Below are 15,597 nucleotides of genomic sequence, written 5' to 3' on the forward strand. Positions count from 1 at the left end.
AGCACTTGATGCTCCTGAATCGGGAGCATTGGAGCTCAGGAGCCCAGCTTGAGCGAGCCCTTCATGAGGGCCGAGTGACCGGGGAAGGAACAGAAGAAGGCATAGTCAGTGCCAGCCTTGAGCTTGCTCGCATCGATGTCGAACTTGGTAGTCTCGCCGCCACCGATCACCTTGGAGTGAGCCAGCACGCGTGCATCGCCGGCCTTCACATAGTCGGCGCCAGCACCAGCGGCCATGCCATCGGTGATCACGGCCTGCATGTCGGCAGCGGTGCTGACCACGATGTTGTGGCCCATGGCGGTCTTGGGCATCTTGCCCACATGCTTGAGAGTCACGCTGAACTTCTTGCAGGACTTGGGCACATCGATGCTTTTGACATTGAACTGCATGGCATCGTTGCTTTCAACGACGGCTTCGCAGCCTGCCGCCATGGCGGGTGCGCTCAGGGCACCGACTGCACACAGGGCCAGGGTCATCAGGATCTTCTTCATTGGCTATTCCTTTTCCTAAAAGCGAAACGGGAACCGCTGTGGCCTTGTCGCCCTCCAGGTTCCGCAGTTCATTCTTTCGGAAACCTGCCCAGCCGGCTCAGTACAACTCATGCTCGCATGGGTTGTACTGTTGCACCTTGCGCTAACTCAATTCGCCGAGCATGCGTGCGTTCACTGCCTTGCAGGTCGCTGCCGGCGTTGCTTGCGCGCTTCAGATCGCCATGTCGTAACCAATGGTGATGGGCGCGTGGTCCGAGAACTTCTCGCCCTTGTAGATGGACTCGGTTCGCGCCAGGGCCGCGATCGCCGGTGTGGCCAGGTGGTAGTCCAGTCGCCATCCCACGTTGTTGGCATAGGCCTGGCCCCGATTGCTCCACCATGTGTAGCAGGCATCCGTGGTGTCGGGCTGAAGCTGACGATAGACGTCGACCAGACCGCCGCTGGCCTCGGTCTTGTGCAGCAACTTGCTCATCCAGTCGCGCTCTTCGGGCAGGAAGCCGCTGTTTTTCTGGTTGCCGCGCCAGTTCTTCAGGTCTTCCTTCTGGTGCGCGATATTGATATCGCCGCAGAGCACGAAGTCGCGCTCGGCCTTGAGGTGCATCAGGTGGCTGTGCATCTTGGCGAGAAAGCGGAACTTGGCCTCCTGGCGCAACTCGCCCGAGCTGCCGCTGGGAAAGTAGGCGCTGATGACGGAGAACTTGCGGCCTGGCGTGTCGAAGCGGGTTTCGACATAGCGGCCCTCGGCGTCGAACTCTTCGATATCGAAGCCCACGACCACATCGCTGGGCTCGTGGCGGGTATAGACGCCCACGCCCGAATAGCCCTTCTTCTCGGCAAAGTGGAAGTAGCCCTTCATGCCGGCCAACACCTCGAAGCGCCCGGCCATATCCGAAGCCTGGGCCTTGATTTCCTGGACGCAAATACAATCCGGCGCAGTGGCTTCGATCCAGGCTTCGGCGCCTTTGGTCGTGGCAGAGCGGATACCGTTGAGGTTGAGGCTGGTTAATTTGAACAAGGATGAATCCATGGTGGTGAGTGAGAAGCCAATGGGCGGTGCAGACCGTCTGGCGCAGGATTTTGTGCAGTTTGCCGTCGATGCGGGCGTGCTGCGTTTTGGTGAATTCAAGACCAAGGCCGGGCGCATCAGCCCGTACTTCTTCAATGCCGGCCTGTTCGACGATGGCGCCAAGATGGCCCGTCTTTCCGAATTCTATGCAAAAGCCATTCTGGCCAGCGGCATGGAGTTTGATATGGTCTTCGGGCCTGCCTACAAGGGCATCCCTTTGGCAGCCACGGTTGCGGTGGAACTGGCGCGGCAGGGCAAGAACGTACCCTTTGCCTACAACCGCAAGGAAGCCAAGGACCACGGTGAAGGCGGTACTTTGGTGGGCGCTCCCCTCAAGGGCCGCGTGCTCATCATTGACGACGTGATGTCGGCCGGTACGGCCGCGCGCGAGTCGATTGCTATCATCAAGGCGGCCGGTGCCGAGCCGCATGCCGTGGCTATCGCTCTGGATCGTCAGGAAATGGCGACAGAGAATGGCCAGGACGTGCCGCACAGCGCCGTGCAATATGTGCGCAATCAACTGGGCATGCAGGTCTGTGCGATTGCCAAGCTGGCAGATCTGTTGCTTTATCTCGAGCAGCAGGGCGGGGATGCCGGCCGCGAGCATCATGAGCGCGTGCTGGCCTACCGTCAGCGTTATGGTGTTGAAGACAAGGAATAAACACGCAAATGAAGCAGGCCTTGCATGCAAAACTGAGTTTGTATGTGGTAGCTACCGTCTGGGCAGGCGCCATGCCGGCTCAAGCCCAGGCCCCAGCCAATAGCGGCGGTATCTACGCCTGCACGGATGCCAATGGGCGGCGCATCACGGCCGACAGACCTATTGCCTCCTGCGTCGATCGCGAGCAGCGTGTGCTTGGTACCACGGGCGTCGAGTTGCGCCGCGTGGGCCCCACGCTGACCGATCAGGAGCGCAGTGCACAGGAGGCCAAGCGCCGCCAGGACCAGGCCGAGCAGCAACGCCTGCGTGAGGAGCGCTCGCGTGACCGCGCGATGCTGGCGCGCTTCCCCAATCAGGGCGTGCATGACGCCGCCAGAGCCGAGGCCATTGCCCAGGTCAACGATGTGATCGGCGTGGCCCAGCAGCGCCAGGTCGATCTCAAGGAACGCCGCCGCAAGCTCAATACCGAGCTGGAGTTCTATCAGAACGACCCGAAGAAGGCTCCCGCCAATCTGCGCCGCCAGCTGGACGACAACACGGAATCTCAGGCCGAGCAGCAGCGCTTCATCAAGCAGCAGGAAGAGGAAAAGCAGCGCATCAACCAGCGCTTCGATGCCGAGCTGCAGCAGCTGCGCAAACTATGGGCTGATCTGCAGCCGGCCGCAACGCGCTCGCACTGACGGCTGTGCCTTCAGTCTTCGTGGCCGTCTTTGTGCATGGCCATGACCCGACCCAGCAGCAGGGTCGCAATCCAGGCCACTCCGGCGATGATCAAGGGCATCTGCACCAGCAACGGTGCCTGAGCCATGAGCATCAGCGCATCGGCTTGCCACAGCGCCCCATAACCCTTGAACAAGCCATAGGCCAGCCATAGCAGCAGGCCTGCGCTGGCAATGGCGGCCATGCTGCGCATATTGCGGCCGTCACGGCTGCCTGCGGGGATGCGCAGGGCGGTACGCCATAGCCAGCCCACGGCGGCCAGTACCAGCAGCACGCAGGCCGCAACGGACAGCGGCATCCACAACGAAAGAGGAATCAGCGACATGGCGCCGCACTTTAGCCCAGTTGATCCCTGGATGAAAAAGAAAATGCCCACCGAAGTGGGCATGCATGAAGGGGCTTGTCAGCGGCTCAGTTTGCGCGCCAGACCACATGGTGGCCCGGCACGGACTGAATGCCCAGCACGGTGGCGTGGTGGGCGAGCAGCTCTTCGAAGGTCTTGGTGATTTCGCTGCTGGCAGTGCTGCCTTCATATTCCGTGGCCACCTGTGTCGCGGTAAAGGAACTGGCTCCAAAGCTTTGCACGATGTTGCGCAGCTTGTCGAGGTTTGGGGTGAACACGGCGTCCATGGCAGCAACTCCTTTTCGGGCAATCAAACCAGTACTGCCCATAGTTTATCCAGCAGCCCAGGTCAGGCAAGAGGGCCTTTGCCCGCATGGCTATTGATTGATGGAGAGCAAGGTGCGAATCACGTCGGAGCGCGTGATGACGCCGACCAGGGTCTTGCCTCGCAGCACGGCAATGAACTGCACGCTGTGCGATGCCAGCTCGTGCAGCAGATCGCCCATGGGTGTGTCTTCCTGCACGCTCATCTCTGGTGCGCGCATCAGTTCCTGGGCTACGGATTGCACCTTGGATGGCCGGCTGCGCAGGCGCTGCCAGAGGTTTTGCTGCAGGCGCGCGCGGTGATCCTGCCAGAGCCAGTCGAACAGGTCGGCGCGCAGCACGCGGCCAATCAGCTCACCTTGCGCATCGACCACGGGAAGGCTTTTGATCAGATGGCGGTGAAACAGCTCGGCGACCTCTTCGAGCGGAGTCTGAGGGCTCACGGTCAGGAGCTTGGCGGACATGACGGTGCCGCAGTTCACGCTGGACAGCCGGCGCTTGATGGCTTCCTCCTCGGCGGCGGCCAGCAGCTCGCCCAGATCCTCGGGTGTCAGGTTGTAGCTTTGCTCGAAGCGCTGCAACAGCTGCTCCAGATCCTGCTCGCTCAGCGCCAGGCGCGTGGTGGGGCGCTGGGTCTTGGCCGCTTGATGCGGCTGGTGCAGGTAGGGACGGCCGCAGGCGCGGTGGTAGAGCACTCCGACTGCTGCAAGGACGCCTGAGAGCACGGCCATGGGAATCAGCAGATGCCAGCCCAGTGGCGCCATCTGGGCCGCAGCCAGTACCGTCAGCAAGGCCACGGCGCCACCCGGCGGGTGCAGGGCACGCAGCAGCAGCATCAGGGCAATGGCTCCTGCCACGGCCAGCGCGGCCAGCGAGGTCTGGGACAGCGTGGGAAACGCCCAGAGCAGCAGCAAGGTATAGAGCGCAGGCACGGTGTTGCCGACGACACAGTTCCAGGGCTGGGCCAGCGGGCTGCTGGGCACGGCGAAGACCAGCACGGCGGTGGCGCCCAGCGGTGCGAACAGGAACAGGGTGTTGGGAAAGAAATGCTCGACCAGCCCCACCAGAATGCCGGCCAGCGCCAGACCCAGGCCTGCGCCGATGCTGGCGCGGATCAGCTCTTTCCAAGAAGGGCGCGAGGCCACCGGCCCCAGGCGCTGCCACATTGTTTGCATGACGGACATAGGCTCAGGCTACGGGGCGCAAATTTGATAGCTGCTCCCGCAATGTTGTATTGATTAATGCGGCAATTCTGTCAAAAAAAGCTCCACAGGGTGAGTTGTGGAGCTTTGGCGGGATTGGCACCGCTTCAGGCGGTTGCGGCGGCTTGAACGGCTCCGGCACTCAGCATTTCGGCCAGCTGCTTGCGGCCCGAGGGCTGCTCGCGCTCGCGCAGATCGTCGGGCAGAGTGGCTGCATCGGCGCGGCGGCCCACGGCGATCACGCATTCGGGCACCAGATGCTCGGGCAGGTTCAGCACCTTGCGGGCTTCATCGGCAGAGAAGCCGCCCATGGCGTGGGTGGCCAGACCCATGGCATGGGCCTGCAGCGCCAGATAGCCCCAGGCGCAGCCCGCGTCGAAGCTGTGCTTGGCGGCGGAAGCCTGCCTGTCCGACAGCAGCACGATCAGCGCGCCGCCATTCAGGCACCAGCGGCGGTTGGCTTCGTTGGGGATCTGCGAGAACGCCTGCCAGTTCGCGTCATCGCGCAGGGCGTAGGCAAAGTGCCAGGGCTGCTTGTTGCTGGCCGAAGGCGCCCAGCGGGCGGCTTCCACCAGCTGCTCGATCTGGGCAGCGCTCAGTGCTTCAGGCACAAAGGCGCGCGGCGACATGCGCTCGATGAATTGCGTGTGGACGGGGACGGTACTGCTACGGGTGGTGCTCATGGTGATATCGCTGAACTGAAAAGAAAAGGGCCCGCCTACTGTACAGAGGCGGGCCCGAAACCATAGCGCAAGCTCCGGCCTTTGTGCCGGAGCCGGAAAATCAGGACTTCTGACCCGATTGCGCGCCGATACCGCGCAAATGGCGCTCCATGCGGAACATCACCAGCGCCATCATCACCATCACCAGGCAGGAAATCAGCAGCGTGGCAAAAGCCGTGTCCATGCCCAGAAACTCCCACTTTTCCTCATCGGGGTTGTCGCCGCGCAGCTTGGCGGCCGTGCGGTCGAACGACAGTGTGTAGTTGGTCAGCAAGGTGTTGACGATCTGCGGGGCGGACTGCTGCTGCAGCTTCTTAGTCAGGCTTTCGTTGCCCAGCACCTTCTCCAGCGCTACGGGCAGCCCCTTGATGTAGGCCGCATACGAGCCCTCGCCATGCTCCATCTCGGCGGCCTGGGCACGGTCGTTGATTTCGGAGGCCAGGTTCACCGGATCCATCAGCATGGCGTCTTCGCCCGAAGCCTCGGCGGCTGCCGCAATCGCTGCATCGGCTGCAGCATCTGCGGCGGCACGGGCCATGCGGTCCTCGCGGGTCAGCGAGATGCGGCGAGCCGTCCAGGCGGCATCCACTTCGGCTGCGGCCGCGTCGGCAGCCTCCTTGTCGCAGCAGGAGTTTTCACGTGCCTCGCGCATCTTGATCTGGCGGTTGACATCGTCGGCCGAGGGCAGGGCATCGCCCTTGAGCAGGGGGTGGATGGGATCCAGCCCCTGGCTGCTGTTTTCCGTTTCTACGCGTTTGCGCGCAGCCGTGTCCCGGTAGATGAAGCCACGCAGCAGGCCGTCGGCCTTGCGGAAATCCGGACGCAGGGCGGGGTCGGCCAGACGCTTTTCCATGGGCACGGCGTTGCCGAGTACGCTCAGGTCGCGACCGGTCTCTTCTTCCATGTACTTGAGGTCGTAGGGCGCATCCTTCCAGTTCAGCGCCGTTGCGCCGGCAGTGGCGGTATCGGGCTTCTTGGGCTTGTAGTGGTCCCAGATCCAGTGGCCCATGCCAAACAGCACAAAGATGGAAAAGGCGAGCAAGACAAGACGCAGAACTTGAATCAGCAAATCTTCTGCGCGGCGCAAGAGGGTCAGCATAGGCAGCAAATCCTTGTAAAAAGCTTGAGTGGTCTGCACTTTCAACTATGAAATTGGAAGCGCGTGAATGATCGCGATTGTAGGAAGCGAATCGGAAAGTCGTAATTTGTTACAGCTGAGTCGACAAATGCACGCTTCCGTCCCGCCCAGCGCTCGTTTTTGGGCCGGGGACGCCGGTGCTGCTCCTCTTCACTTCATGAAGGGGCGATGCACCCAGATCCTGTAACGGAATTACGAAACCGCTGTAATGGAGTTTTGATGGATCGAGGCTGGATCATGGGTAAGACGTCGCTGGATAAATCGAAGATCAAGTTTTTGCTGCTCGAGGGCATACATCCCTCCGCGCTCAAGGTGCTGCATGACGCGGGCTACACCAATGTGGAGGCACTGACCGGCGCGCTGGACGGCGAGGAGCTCAAGCGCAAGATTGCCGATGTGCACTTTGTCGGCATCCGCTCGCGCACCCAGCTCACGGCCGATGTGTTCGCGGCCGCGCAGAAGCTGGTGGCCGTGGGCTGCTTTTGCATCGGCACCAACCAGGTGGATCTCAACGCAGCGCGCGAGCGCGGAGTGGTGGTCTTCAATGCGCCTTACTCCAACACCCGTTCGGTGGCGGAGCTGGTGCTGGGCGAAGCCATTTTGCTGCTGCGCGGCATCCCCGAAAAGAATGCCGTCTCCCACCGCGGCGGCTGGAAGAAGAGCGCGGAGAATTCCTTCGAGATCCGCGGCAAGACGCTGGGCATCGTCGGCTATGGCTCCATCGGCACTCAGCTGTCGGTGCTGGCCGAAGGCCTGGGCATGAAGGTCATCTTCCACGACGTGGTGACCAAGCTGCCGCTGGGCAATGCCCAGCAGAGCAGCGGTCTCAACGAGCTGCTGGCCCAGTCCGACATCGTCACCCTGCATGTGCCCGAGCTGGCCTCCACCAACGGCATGATGGGAGCGGCGCAGATTGCCGCCATGAAGCCCGGCAGCATTCTCATCAATGCATCGCGCGGCACGGTGGTCGATATCGAGGCGCTGGCGGAATCGCTGCAAAGCGGCAAGCTGCTGGGCGCGGCCATCGACGTCTTTCCCAAGGAGCCCAAGAGCAACAAGGACGAATTCCTGTCGCCGCTGCGTGGCATGGACAACGTCATCCTCACGCCGCATATCGGCGGCTCCACCATGGAGGCGCAGGCCAATATCGGTCTGGAAGTGGCGGAAAAGCTGGTCAAGTACAGCGACAATGGCACAACCACATCGGCCGTCAACTTCCCCGAAGTGGCGCTGCCCGAGCACCCCGGCAACAATCGCATCCTGCATGTGCACGAGAATCGTCCCGGCATTCTCTCTGCCATCAACCAGGTGTTTGCCGACAACGGCATCAATATCGCAGGTCAGTACCTGCGTACCGATGAAAAAGTGGGCTATGTGGTGATCGATATCGATGCCAAGTCCTCGGCGCTGGCGCTGGAAAAGCTCGCGCAGATTGCGGGCACCATCCGCTGCCGCGTGCTGTTCTGAAGCCTTGGCAGCTGAACGGAAAAGGAGACCCTGGTCTCCTTTTTTCATGGACCGGCCATTGGCGATGCCAGGAGCTGGCCCGAAGGGGCGCGGCGGACATGGTGTTGCGCGCCGCTGATGCTAGGCTTGTGCCGTTACAGACCCTCCCGCTTGCACAATGAATACACCAATCAAGAGAGAGTTCACCTTTCGTGGCGTGCTGCTTGGCGCGCTCATCACCCTGGCGTTCACCGCCGCCAACGTCTATCTGGGGCTCAAGGTCGGGTTGACCTTTGCCTCGGCGATTCCCGCCGCCGTGATCTCCATGGCGCTGCTCTATCGCTTCAAGGATTCCAACATCCTTGAAAACAATCTGGTGCAGACCCAGGCCTCCGCGGCCGGCACCTTGTCTTCGGTCATCTTTGTGCTGCCGGCGTTGCTCATGCTGGGGCTGTGGACGGGTTTCCCGTTCTGGCAGACGGCATTGATCTGCGCGGCCGGCGGCACGCTGGGCGTGCTCTACACCGTGCCCCTGCGCCGCGTGCTGGTGGTGCAGTCCGAGCTGCCCTATCCCGAGGGCGTGGCCGCTGCCGAGGTGTTGCGCGTAGGCGATGAGCAGCGCCATCTTCACGATCCGGAGAACCAGGGCAAGCCACGCAGTTCGGGCTTGCGCGAGCTGGGCTGGGGCACGGGGCTGGCCGCGCTGTTCGGCTTTTTCAGCGGCGGTTTGCGTCTGCTTGGCGATGCCTTCAATTTCTGGATTCCCGCAGGCAGCGTGGCCTTTCGCGTGGCGGCAGGCTTTTCGCCCGCCCTGCTGGCTGCCGGCTATCTGATGGGGGCGGCCGCAGGCATTGCCGTGCTTGCGGGGCTGGCGCTGTGCTGGGGCGTGGTCGTGCCCTGGCTGACGGCCCAGGCTTCTCCTGCGGCCGGCCAGGCGCTCTCCGAGCTGTCCACCCAGCTCTGGGGCAGCAAGGCCCGCTTTCTGGGGGCGGGCGTCATCGGCATCTCGGCGCTGTGGACCGTGGCCACGCTGGCCAAGCCCATTGTCCAGGCGATTCGCAACCAGCCTGCACGCAGCGTCGCCGAGGGCGGCGGTGGCGACGAAACCGACAAGGACATGCCGCGCAGCTGGATGCTGACGATAGGAGCCGCCGCCCTGGGCGTGCTGTTCCTGGTGGTCAATGACTTCATCGCCGGGCATATGCCCGATCTGGCCGCTGGCGCACGCTACGGCCTGGCGGCCCTGTGCGTGCTGTTCGCGGCCCTGTTCGGCTTTCTGGTGGCGGCGGCCTGCGGCTATATGGCCGGTCTGGTGGGCTCGTCGGCCAGTCCCATCTCTGGCATCGGCATCATCGCCACCCTGCTCATGGGCGTGGCCCTGCTGGCGCTGCATGCCCTGGTGCCGGCCTATGCCAGCGCCGTCGCTGGGCAGATGGGCATTGCGCTGGTGCTGTTCATGGTTTCGGCCGTTCTGGCCATGGCTGCGATCTCCAACGACAACCTGCAGGATCTCAAGACCGGCTATCTGGTGGGGGCCACGCCCTGGCGTCAGCAGATCGTGCTCATCATCGGCTGCCTTGTGGGCGCGCTGGTCATACCGCCCGTGCTGGATCTGCTCTACAACGCCTACGGTTTTGCCGGCAGCATGCCGCGTGCCGGCATGGACCCGAATCAGGCCCTGGCCGCGCCGCAAGCCACGCTGATGATGCAGATTGCCAGCGGCATCTTCAAGGGCTCGCTGGACTGGAGCATGCTGGGTCTGGGCGTGGCCGTGGGCATTGTCGTCATCCTGATCGATCTGACCCTGCGCAAGAGCGGCAAGGGTGCGCTGCCGCCGCTGGCCGTGGGCCTGGGCATCTATCTCCCGCCCACCATAGGCCTGACGCTGACCATAGGCGCGGTGCTGGGCTGGTGCATTGCCAGAGCCATCAAGGCCTATGCGCAGCGCGGCGGCAAGGACTGGACGGCGGCGGCCGAGGAGCGCGGCCTGCTGCTGGCCTCCGGCCTCATCGTGGGCGAGAGCCTGATGGGCCTGTTGATTGCGGCACTCATAGGCTTCAGCGGCAAGGATGCGCCGCTGGCCCTGGTCGGCGAAGGCTTTGCGCCCGCCATGTGGCTGGGCCTGGCCTATTTCGTGGGCCTGTGTGTGTTCTTTTATCGCCGGGTGCTGCGCAAATGAAGACAGGAAGATTCGACGGGGAACAGGCCGAATATCGCCGGGGCAACTTCGGCTTCGCCCATGAGTGGCTGCAGGAGTTCAAGACGCTGGACGAGGTGCTGGAGCGGCTGGACGCGCTGCGTGCCGCCGACCCTGCACATCGCTACCTCTGCACGCTGGACGATGTGAGCCAGTGCAGCTACACCAGCGGCCATGCGAGCCAGGATGAGCGCCTGTATCTGGATGACCCCGAGGACATGGACTGGGACGACCCGGCGCAGGAGCAGGCCCTGGCGCTGGCTTCGCTGCAGCACCGGGTGGCGCAGCTGCAGCGGCCCGAGCTGGTGCAGGTCTGCGGCACGCTGCTGCTGGCGGCCGAGGATGTAGATGCCCTGCTGCAGGCCAACGGCAGTCCCGAGGTGCTGCTCGACGAGGTGGTCTATGTCCAGCGTCTGCCCGTGCCCAGCGACGAGCTCATGATTGCGGGCCAGCCAAATGGCTATTTCAGCGCGGACTGGGACAGTTTTCAGAACCACGCTGTCATCCGCCATCTTGCGGTGCAATATGGCTATCGCTTCTTCGGCATGGGCGCCGCATGGATGGGGTTTGTGCGCAGCAGCCTGCCCGATGCGGTGCTGGTCGATCGGCTGATAGAGGATTTGCGCATGCTCTACGGCCAGGGGCAGGGCGAGGTGCGGGAACATGCGGGCTGGGTACAGCTGGCGTCTGTGCTGCTATCTCGGCGTACGCTGATGCTGGGCTATGCCGAGAATCTGGCCGAAGGCATGGGGCTGGATCAGCCGCCCTATGAAAGCGCCATGAAAAGCTGACAAGGCTGGATTCATCACCGCCGGAGCCGGCCATGGGATGCCCGGTTTCAGCGGTGATGGTTTTATAGTGTGCGGGCTACCCCCGCGGCGCAGGCCGCTTTTTGCAACTGAAGGAGAAACCAATGGCAGGTCATTTCGAGTTGAGCAAGAGCAGCGATGGGCAGTTCCGGTTTGTGCTGAAGGCCGGCAATGGCGAGATCATCCTCACCAGCGAGCTGTACAAGGCACGGGCGGCGGCCGAGAGTGGCATTGCCTCGGTGCAGACCAACAGCCCGCTGGCCGAGCGCTATGAGAAAAAGACCGCCAGCAACGGCAAGGAGCATTTCAACCTCAAGGCGGCCAACCATCAGGTTATCGGCACAAGCCAGCTCTATGCCTCGGCGGCCTCGCGCGATGCGGGCATCGAGTCCGTCAGGAAAAACGGCGCGACGACGGTCGTCAAGGATTTGACGGGCACTTAACGCATCGCCGGACAGCTCCTGCTGGGAGCGTCAGAGGCCTTTCAGGCCGCTTTGTGATGCCCGTCCACGAACTGCTCTATGGCGCTCCAGAAGCCGTTGGCGCGGAAGATGGTCGAGTGATTCGCCAGGGCGAATTCCTGCACCTGCACCGCCTTGTCCCTGAGGCCGTGCAGCAGGGCGTCGGTGCGCTCGGGCTGCACCACCTGATCGCGTCCGGCGCGCAGCACCAGAATCGGCCCATGGTAATTGCGTAGATGCGCGGCAGAGTCGAACGGGTCGCGCAGCAGCAGTTCCACAGGCAGCCAGTCATACATGCCGCGCACCGTGTTCAGAATGCTGTCGAAGGGCGTGATCAGCACCAACTGGTCCGGCTGGCGCAGGTCGGCCACGGCAGCCGCCACGCCCGTGCCCAGGCTGCGGCCGATCACGGTGATGGGCAGTTGTGGGTGCAGACGCCTGACCTCATCGAACAAGGCTGCGGCATCGAGCTCCATCAGCTCTTGCGTGGGCTCGCCCTCGCTGGCGCCGTAGCCGCGGTAGGCCAGCATATAGATATCGCTGTGCGGCAGGCTGCGCGACAGCTGCTGGCGCCGGTGGGCAATGTTCTCGGCATTCCCGCCAAAGTAGATCACCGCATTGCGCGCCTTGCCGTCGGCCGGGTGCAGCTGCCAGCCCCGCAGCAGCACATCGGCGCGCTGCAGCGAGAAATCGGTGCTCTCGGCCGCCACCCGTGTGCCGCCACCCGGAAAAATCATCTCGCGCTGCTGCGCAAACATATAGCTGCAGATACAGATATAGACCGCCAGGCACAGGGCCAGCAGCCAGAGCAGGGGCTTGAGCAGCTTGGAGAACATGGAGCGCAAAGATATGGGGTTTGCGCCGGATTGTGCGCAGATTTGTGTGGGTTTGGTGTGCGCTTTACCTTGGATTTATGTAATCAACGGTGGCTTTTGAAAAAGATAGCTGTCAGTGCTTGATGTTTTGTTTTGATGAGATGCCTTGTTTGGTTGCTGGTTTACATGAGGGCATGTTTTACAAAGCCAACGACATGCCTGCTTTGCTTGCAGAGGGCGGGTCTCGGCCCGCCTGCCGACCTGCTTTCTGCTGCCGGTATGCCGGACCACCAGAAAGTAGGCAAAGAGCCTGTCCCTACTGCCCACGTCCTCTTCGCTGCGCTACGGGGCAACCTGCGCCGCCCACCTCTTGCGGCTATGCGGCCCAACTCACTTCGCGGCATGCCGCTCCGTTCGAACAAACGGCCGCATATTTGAAGACGATGCAGTCGCACTCTGCGGTGCAACTGCCAGCCCCAAGAGGCCGCTGCCGCAGGCGTGGGCACAAGGGGCGAAAACTGGAAACGGGATAGCTTCTTTAAATTTTTAGCTACTTGCTTAATCTGGATAAGCGCTAGAGGCCGGTTTCGTCAAAACTCAGGCAGTCCGCCTGTACCCGCATCCACCCGTGTGTCAGCGCCTGCGGCACGCGGTTCGGGCTGCGGGCAGCGCTGTCGAAGGACAGCGTTGCATCGTGACCTGACATTGACCTGCGGGCTGATTCAGTTGGAGTCCCTTGTTTCCTGCGAGCATGTGGCGACCTGATCAAGCAGCCCTCACGCCCCCGGCAAAAAGTACCCCGCCTTGTGCTGATTCCGACTGCTGCTGACACATAGCTTCAACCGCGCCTCCATGTACTGGCGCACTTCCGAGCGGTCGCACATCTGGGCCAGGTCTTCCCAATAGAGCAGGCTGGTGAAAGAAGGCTTCGCGGACTCAGCCGCGTCGCCCTCGCTCACTTCTGCGGCGCGCGAAGGGGTGGGAACATAGATAGGTCCATTCATCGGGGCGTAGTGCTGCACGGGGCGGCCTGCTGCTTCCTCCTTGCGCCTGGAAGTCAGCACAAAGTAATGCTGGCGGGCGTCTGCCAGATGGGACTTCTTATCGGCGTCGAAGACCTTGTCCAGCCGCTCCAGCCCTTTGGCCACATCGGCGGCGTAAGTCCAGTTGCTCAGGTATTTGGTCTCGATGAACAGAAAGACCTGCCGTGCGGGGTCTGAGATGAGCACATCGGCCAGCTTGCTGCGCAGGCGCTCGTGGCACAGGTAGGCGTGGGTGTCGAAGGAGATATGGGGGGACTGAAGGCCGAGGTCGTCGCGGCCCGTGACTTCCTGGATGTAGCGGTTGAACTGGACGATGCGCTTGGCATAGCCGGCCGTGAATTCGTTGAAAAAGTAACCGGCAAAAAACTTGCTGCAGAGGTTGCGCTCTTTTTCGGATTCGATGAGTGAGGCGTTCGAGAAGATCACTGATTTTTTCCTGGGCAGGCGCCACAGGGCATGGGGACCGAGGACTGGGATGAGCTGCAAGTAATAAGGCCGCAGGCATATGCTGCCTGCGGCCCTGGAGCGTGCTCCCATTATCTGGGGGCAGAGGCACGCCTTGAGGGACGTGCTTGTAACAGAGTTAGGCCAGCTTGGCCTTGAGCAGCTCGTTGACCTGGCTGGGGTTGGCCTTGCCCTTGGAAGCCTTCATGACCTGGCCGACCAGGGCGTTGAAGGCCTTGTCCTTGCCGGCGCGGTATTGCTCCACGTTGGCGGGGTTGGCGGCGATTACCTCGTCGATGATGGCTTCCAGTGCGCCGGTGTCGTTGGACTGCTTGAGGTCCTTGGCTTCGATGATGGCGTCCACATCGGAGCCTTCACCGGTCCACAGCGCCTCGAACACCTGCTTGGCGGAGTTGTTGCTGATAACGTTGCCGTGGATGCGGGCGATCAGGGTGCCCAGTTGCTCGGCGGAGACCTTGACCTGGTCCATGCCGATCTCTTCCATGTTCAGGCGGCGCGAGATCTCGCCCATGATCCAGTTGGACGCCAGTTTGGGCTGGCCGCAGGCCTTGGCGGCGGCTTCAAAGTAGGCGGCCATGGCCTGGCTTTGCGTCAGCGTGGTGGCGTCGTACTCGGGCAGGCCGTATTGCGCTACAAAGCGCGCGGCCATGGCGCGGGGCAGCTCGGGCATTTCGGCCTTGACCTGCTCCACCCATTCGGGCGCCACGACCAGCGGAGGCAGGTCGGGGTCGGGGAAGTAGCGGTAGTCGGCCGCATCTTCCTTGGTGCGCATGGCGCGGGTCTCGCCCGTGTCGGGGTTGAACAGCACGGTGGCCTGCTGGATCTTGTGGCCGTCCTCGATCTGCTCGATCTGCCAGAGGATTTCGTAGTCGATGGCGATCTGCATATTCCTGAACGAGTTCAGGTTCTTGATCTCGCGGCGCGTGCCCAGGGGCTGGCCGGGCTTGCGCACGGAGACGTTGGCGTCGCAGCGGAATGAGCCTTCCTGCATGTTGCCGTCACAGATGCCGATCCAGGTGACGATCTTGTGCAACTCCTTGGCGTAGGCCACGGCTTCGGCGGTGGAGCGGATATCGGGCTCGGTCACGATTTCCAGCAGCGGCGTGCCGGCGCGGTTCAAATCGATGCCGGACTGGCCGATGAACTCGTCGTGCACGGACTTGCCGGCATCTTCCTCCAGGTGGGCACGCACCAGACGCACGGTCTTGAGGACGTTGTTCTTGCCCTCTTCCAGATAGAAGCTGACTTCACCGCCTTGCACTACGGGGATCTCGAACTGGGAGATCTGGTAGCCCTTGGGCAGGTCGGGGTAGAAGTAGTTCTTGCGCGCGAAGATGGAACGCGGCGCAATCGTCGAGCCCAGCGACAGGCCGAGCTTGATTGCGCATTCCACGGCCTTTTTGTTCATCACCGGCAGCGTGCCGGGCAGGGCCAGGTCCACGGCGCTGGCCTGGGTGTTGGGCTCGGCGCCGAAGGCGGTGCTGGCACGGCTGAAGATCTTGCTGTTCGTGGCCAGCTGGGTATGGGTTTCGAAGCCGATGACGACTTCGTAGCCATTGATTAGTTTCACAGTCATGTTCTTGCTTCAAAAAGTGGGCTGTATCCATGGCGCCGCGCATGAAACTGGCGCGGCCCGATCCAGGGGCAGCGAGCAAGGGCCGCCCCGCAGCGAGGCTGTCGTCCCCCTTGAGGGG

Annotated in this window: 16 protein-coding genes; 6 read left to right on the forward strand and 10 right to left on the reverse strand. The window is 62.6% G+C overall.

The annotated features are described in order from the left end of the window. Nucleotides 1–35: 35 nt before the first annotated feature. Both azu and MPZ60_RS01300 read right to left on the reverse strand, forming a co-directional pair. A complete protein-coding gene (azu, locus tag MPZ60_RS01295) occupies nt 36–491 on the reverse strand; it encodes an azurin (protein WP_003070364.1) in 456 nt (151 codons plus the stop codon). Between the two features lie 211 nt (nt 492–702). After that, nucleotides 703–1,506 carry an exodeoxyribonuclease III gene (locus tag MPZ60_RS01300; protein WP_034357855.1) on the reverse strand — a complete coding sequence of 268 codons (804 nt, stop codon included), beginning with the start codon at nt 1,504–1,506 and terminating at the stop codon, nt 703–705. Nucleotides 1,507–1,516: 10 nt separating this feature from the next. Here MPZ60_RS01300 and pyrE point away from each other — a divergent pair, with 10 nt between their 5' ends. Both pyrE and MPZ60_RS01310 read left to right on the forward strand, forming a co-directional pair. Then, nucleotides 1,517–2,218, forward strand: a complete 702-nt coding sequence (gene pyrE / locus MPZ60_RS01305) for an orotate phosphoribosyltransferase (protein WP_045839220.1) — start codon at nt 1,517–1,519, stop codon at nt 2,216–2,218. Between the two features lie 8 nt (nt 2,219–2,226). Continuing rightward, nucleotides 2,227–2,898, forward strand: a complete 672-nt coding sequence (locus tag MPZ60_RS01310) for a hypothetical protein (protein WP_034357858.1) — start codon at nt 2,227–2,229, stop codon at nt 2,896–2,898. A gap of 11 nt (nt 2,899–2,909) precedes the next feature. On the opposite strand, the gene MPZ60_RS01315 is transcribed toward MPZ60_RS01310, so the two are convergent. The 5 genes from MPZ60_RS01315 to MPZ60_RS01335 form a co-directional block, all read right to left on the reverse strand. Continuing rightward, nucleotides 2,910–3,263 (reverse strand): hypothetical protein, encoded by a 354-nt coding sequence (locus MPZ60_RS01315; protein ID WP_003070374.1) that lies wholly within the window; start codon nt 3,261–3,263, stop codon nt 2,910–2,912. A gap of 86 nt (nt 3,264–3,349) precedes the next feature. Continuing rightward, nucleotides 3,350–3,568 carry a hypothetical protein gene (locus MPZ60_RS01320; protein WP_003070377.1) on the reverse strand — a complete coding sequence of 73 codons (219 nt, stop codon included), beginning with the start codon at nt 3,566–3,568 and terminating at the stop codon, nt 3,350–3,352. Nucleotides 3,569–3,658: 90 nt separating this feature from the next. Next, nucleotides 3,659–4,780 carry an HPP family protein gene (locus MPZ60_RS01325; RefSeq protein ID WP_242607060.1) on the reverse strand — a complete coding sequence of 374 codons (1,122 nt, stop codon included), beginning with the start codon at nt 4,778–4,780 and terminating at the stop codon, nt 3,659–3,661. A 134-nt stretch (nt 4,781–4,914) separates the two neighbouring features. Then, nucleotides 4,915–5,490, reverse strand: coding sequence for a nitroreductase family protein (locus MPZ60_RS01330; protein WP_034357865.1), 576 nt, complete (start codon nt 5,488–5,490; stop codon nt 4,915–4,917). 100 nt (nt 5,491–5,590) lie between these two features. Next, nucleotides 5,591–6,628: a hypothetical protein gene (locus MPZ60_RS01335; RefSeq protein WP_034357916.1), complete on the reverse strand. Its 1,038-nt coding sequence runs from the start codon at nt 6,626–6,628 to the stop codon at nt 5,591–5,593. Between the two features lie 276 nt (nt 6,629–6,904). On the opposite strand from MPZ60_RS01335, the gene serA reads away from it, so the two are divergent. The 4 genes from serA to MPZ60_RS01355 all read left to right on the forward strand — a co-directional run bounded on the left by serA (nt 6,905) and on the right by MPZ60_RS01355 (nt 11,562). After that, nucleotides 6,905–8,134: a phosphoglycerate dehydrogenase gene (serA, locus tag MPZ60_RS01340; protein WP_034357918.1), complete on the forward strand. Its 1,230-nt coding sequence runs from the start codon at nt 6,905–6,907 to the stop codon at nt 8,132–8,134. Between the two features lie 157 nt (nt 8,135–8,291). After that, the gene (locus MPZ60_RS01345) at nt 8,292–10,292 is read left to right on the forward strand and encodes an OPT family oligopeptide transporter (protein ID WP_034357868.1); all 2,001 of its coding nucleotides are present in this window, start codon (nt 8,292–8,294) and stop codon (nt 10,290–10,292) included. Next, nucleotides 10,289–11,101: a hypothetical protein gene (locus MPZ60_RS01350; protein WP_034357871.1), complete on the forward strand. Its 813-nt coding sequence runs from the start codon at nt 10,289–10,291 to the stop codon at nt 11,099–11,101. Before MPZ60_RS01345 ends, MPZ60_RS01350 begins: the two co-directional genes overlap by 4 nt. Nucleotides 11,102–11,223: 122 nt before the next feature. Beyond that, nucleotides 11,224–11,562, forward strand: a complete 339-nt coding sequence (locus MPZ60_RS01355; protein ID WP_034357874.1) for a YegP family protein — start codon at nt 11,224–11,226, stop codon at nt 11,560–11,562. Nucleotides 11,563–11,603: 41 nt separating this feature from the next. On the opposite strand, the gene MPZ60_RS01360 is transcribed toward MPZ60_RS01355, so the two are convergent. The 3 genes from MPZ60_RS01360 to gatB form a co-directional block, all read right to left on the reverse strand. Continuing rightward, on the reverse strand, nt 11,604–12,416 hold the full coding sequence (locus MPZ60_RS01360) for an alpha/beta hydrolase (RefSeq protein ID WP_034357876.1): 813 nt from the start codon (nt 12,414–12,416) through the stop codon (nt 11,604–11,606). A 755-nt stretch (nt 12,417–13,171) separates the two neighbouring features. Further along, nucleotides 13,172–13,864 (reverse strand): hypothetical protein, encoded by a 693-nt coding sequence (locus tag MPZ60_RS01365; protein WP_034357878.1) that lies wholly within the window; start codon nt 13,862–13,864, stop codon nt 13,172–13,174. A gap of 157 nt (nt 13,865–14,021) precedes the next feature. Next, nucleotides 14,022–15,479 (reverse strand): Asp-tRNA(Asn)/Glu-tRNA(Gln) amidotransferase subunit GatB, encoded by a 1,458-nt coding sequence (gene gatB, locus MPZ60_RS01370; RefSeq protein ID WP_034357880.1) that lies wholly within the window; start codon nt 15,477–15,479, stop codon nt 14,022–14,024. Between the last annotated feature and the right edge of the window lie 118 nt (nt 15,480–15,597).

The organism is Comamonas sp. 7D-2 (genome assembly GCF_022749555.1).
Lineage (GTDB): Bacteria > Pseudomonadota > Gammaproteobacteria > Burkholderiales > Burkholderiaceae_C > Comamonas > Comamonas thiooxydans.

Coding starts and splice junctions, on each gene's coding strand:
- azu (WP_003070364.1), bottom strand. CDS start 491: ATGAAGAAGATCCTGATGACCCTGGCCCTGTGTGCAGTCGGTGCCCTG.
- pyrE (WP_045839220.1), top strand. CDS start 1,517: ATGGTGGTGAGTGAGAAGCCAATGGGCGGTGCAGACCGTCTGGCGCAG.
- MPZ60_RS01310 (WP_034357858.1), top strand. CDS start 2,227: ATGAAGCAGGCCTTGCATGCAAAACTGAGTTTGTATGTGGTAGCTACC.
- MPZ60_RS01315 (WP_003070374.1), bottom strand. CDS start 3,263: ATGTCGCTGATTCCTCTTTCGTTGTGGATGCCGCTGTCCGTTGCGGCC.
- MPZ60_RS01320 (WP_003070377.1), bottom strand. CDS start 3,568: ATGGACGCCGTGTTCACCCCAAACCTCGACAAGCTGCGCAACATCGTG.
- MPZ60_RS01325 (WP_242607060.1), bottom strand. CDS start 4,780: ATGCAAACAATGTGGCAGCGCCTGGGGCCGGTGGCCTCGCGCCCTTCT.
- MPZ60_RS01330 (WP_034357865.1), bottom strand. CDS start 5,490: ATGAGCACCACCCGTAGCAGTACCGTCCCCGTCCACACGCAATTCATC.
- MPZ60_RS01335 (WP_034357916.1), bottom strand. CDS start 6,628: ATGCTGACCCTCTTGCGCCGCGCAGAAGATTTGCTGATTCAAGTTCTG.
- serA (WP_034357918.1), top strand. CDS start 6,905: ATGGGTAAGACGTCGCTGGATAAATCGAAGATCAAGTTTTTGCTGCTC.
- MPZ60_RS01345 (WP_034357868.1), top strand. CDS start 8,292: ATGAATACACCAATCAAGAGAGAGTTCACCTTTCGTGGCGTGCTGCTT.
- MPZ60_RS01350 (WP_034357871.1), top strand. CDS start 10,289: ATGAAGACAGGAAGATTCGACGGGGAACAGGCCGAATATCGCCGGGGC.
- MPZ60_RS01355 (WP_034357874.1), top strand. CDS start 11,224: ATGGCAGGTCATTTCGAGTTGAGCAAGAGCAGCGATGGGCAGTTCCGG.
- MPZ60_RS01360 (WP_034357876.1), bottom strand. CDS start 12,416: ATGTTCTCCAAGCTGCTCAAGCCCCTGCTCTGGCTGCTGGCCCTGTGC.
- gatB (WP_034357880.1), bottom strand. CDS start 15,479: ATGACTGTGAAACTAATCAATGGCTACGAAGTCGTCATCGGCTTCGAA.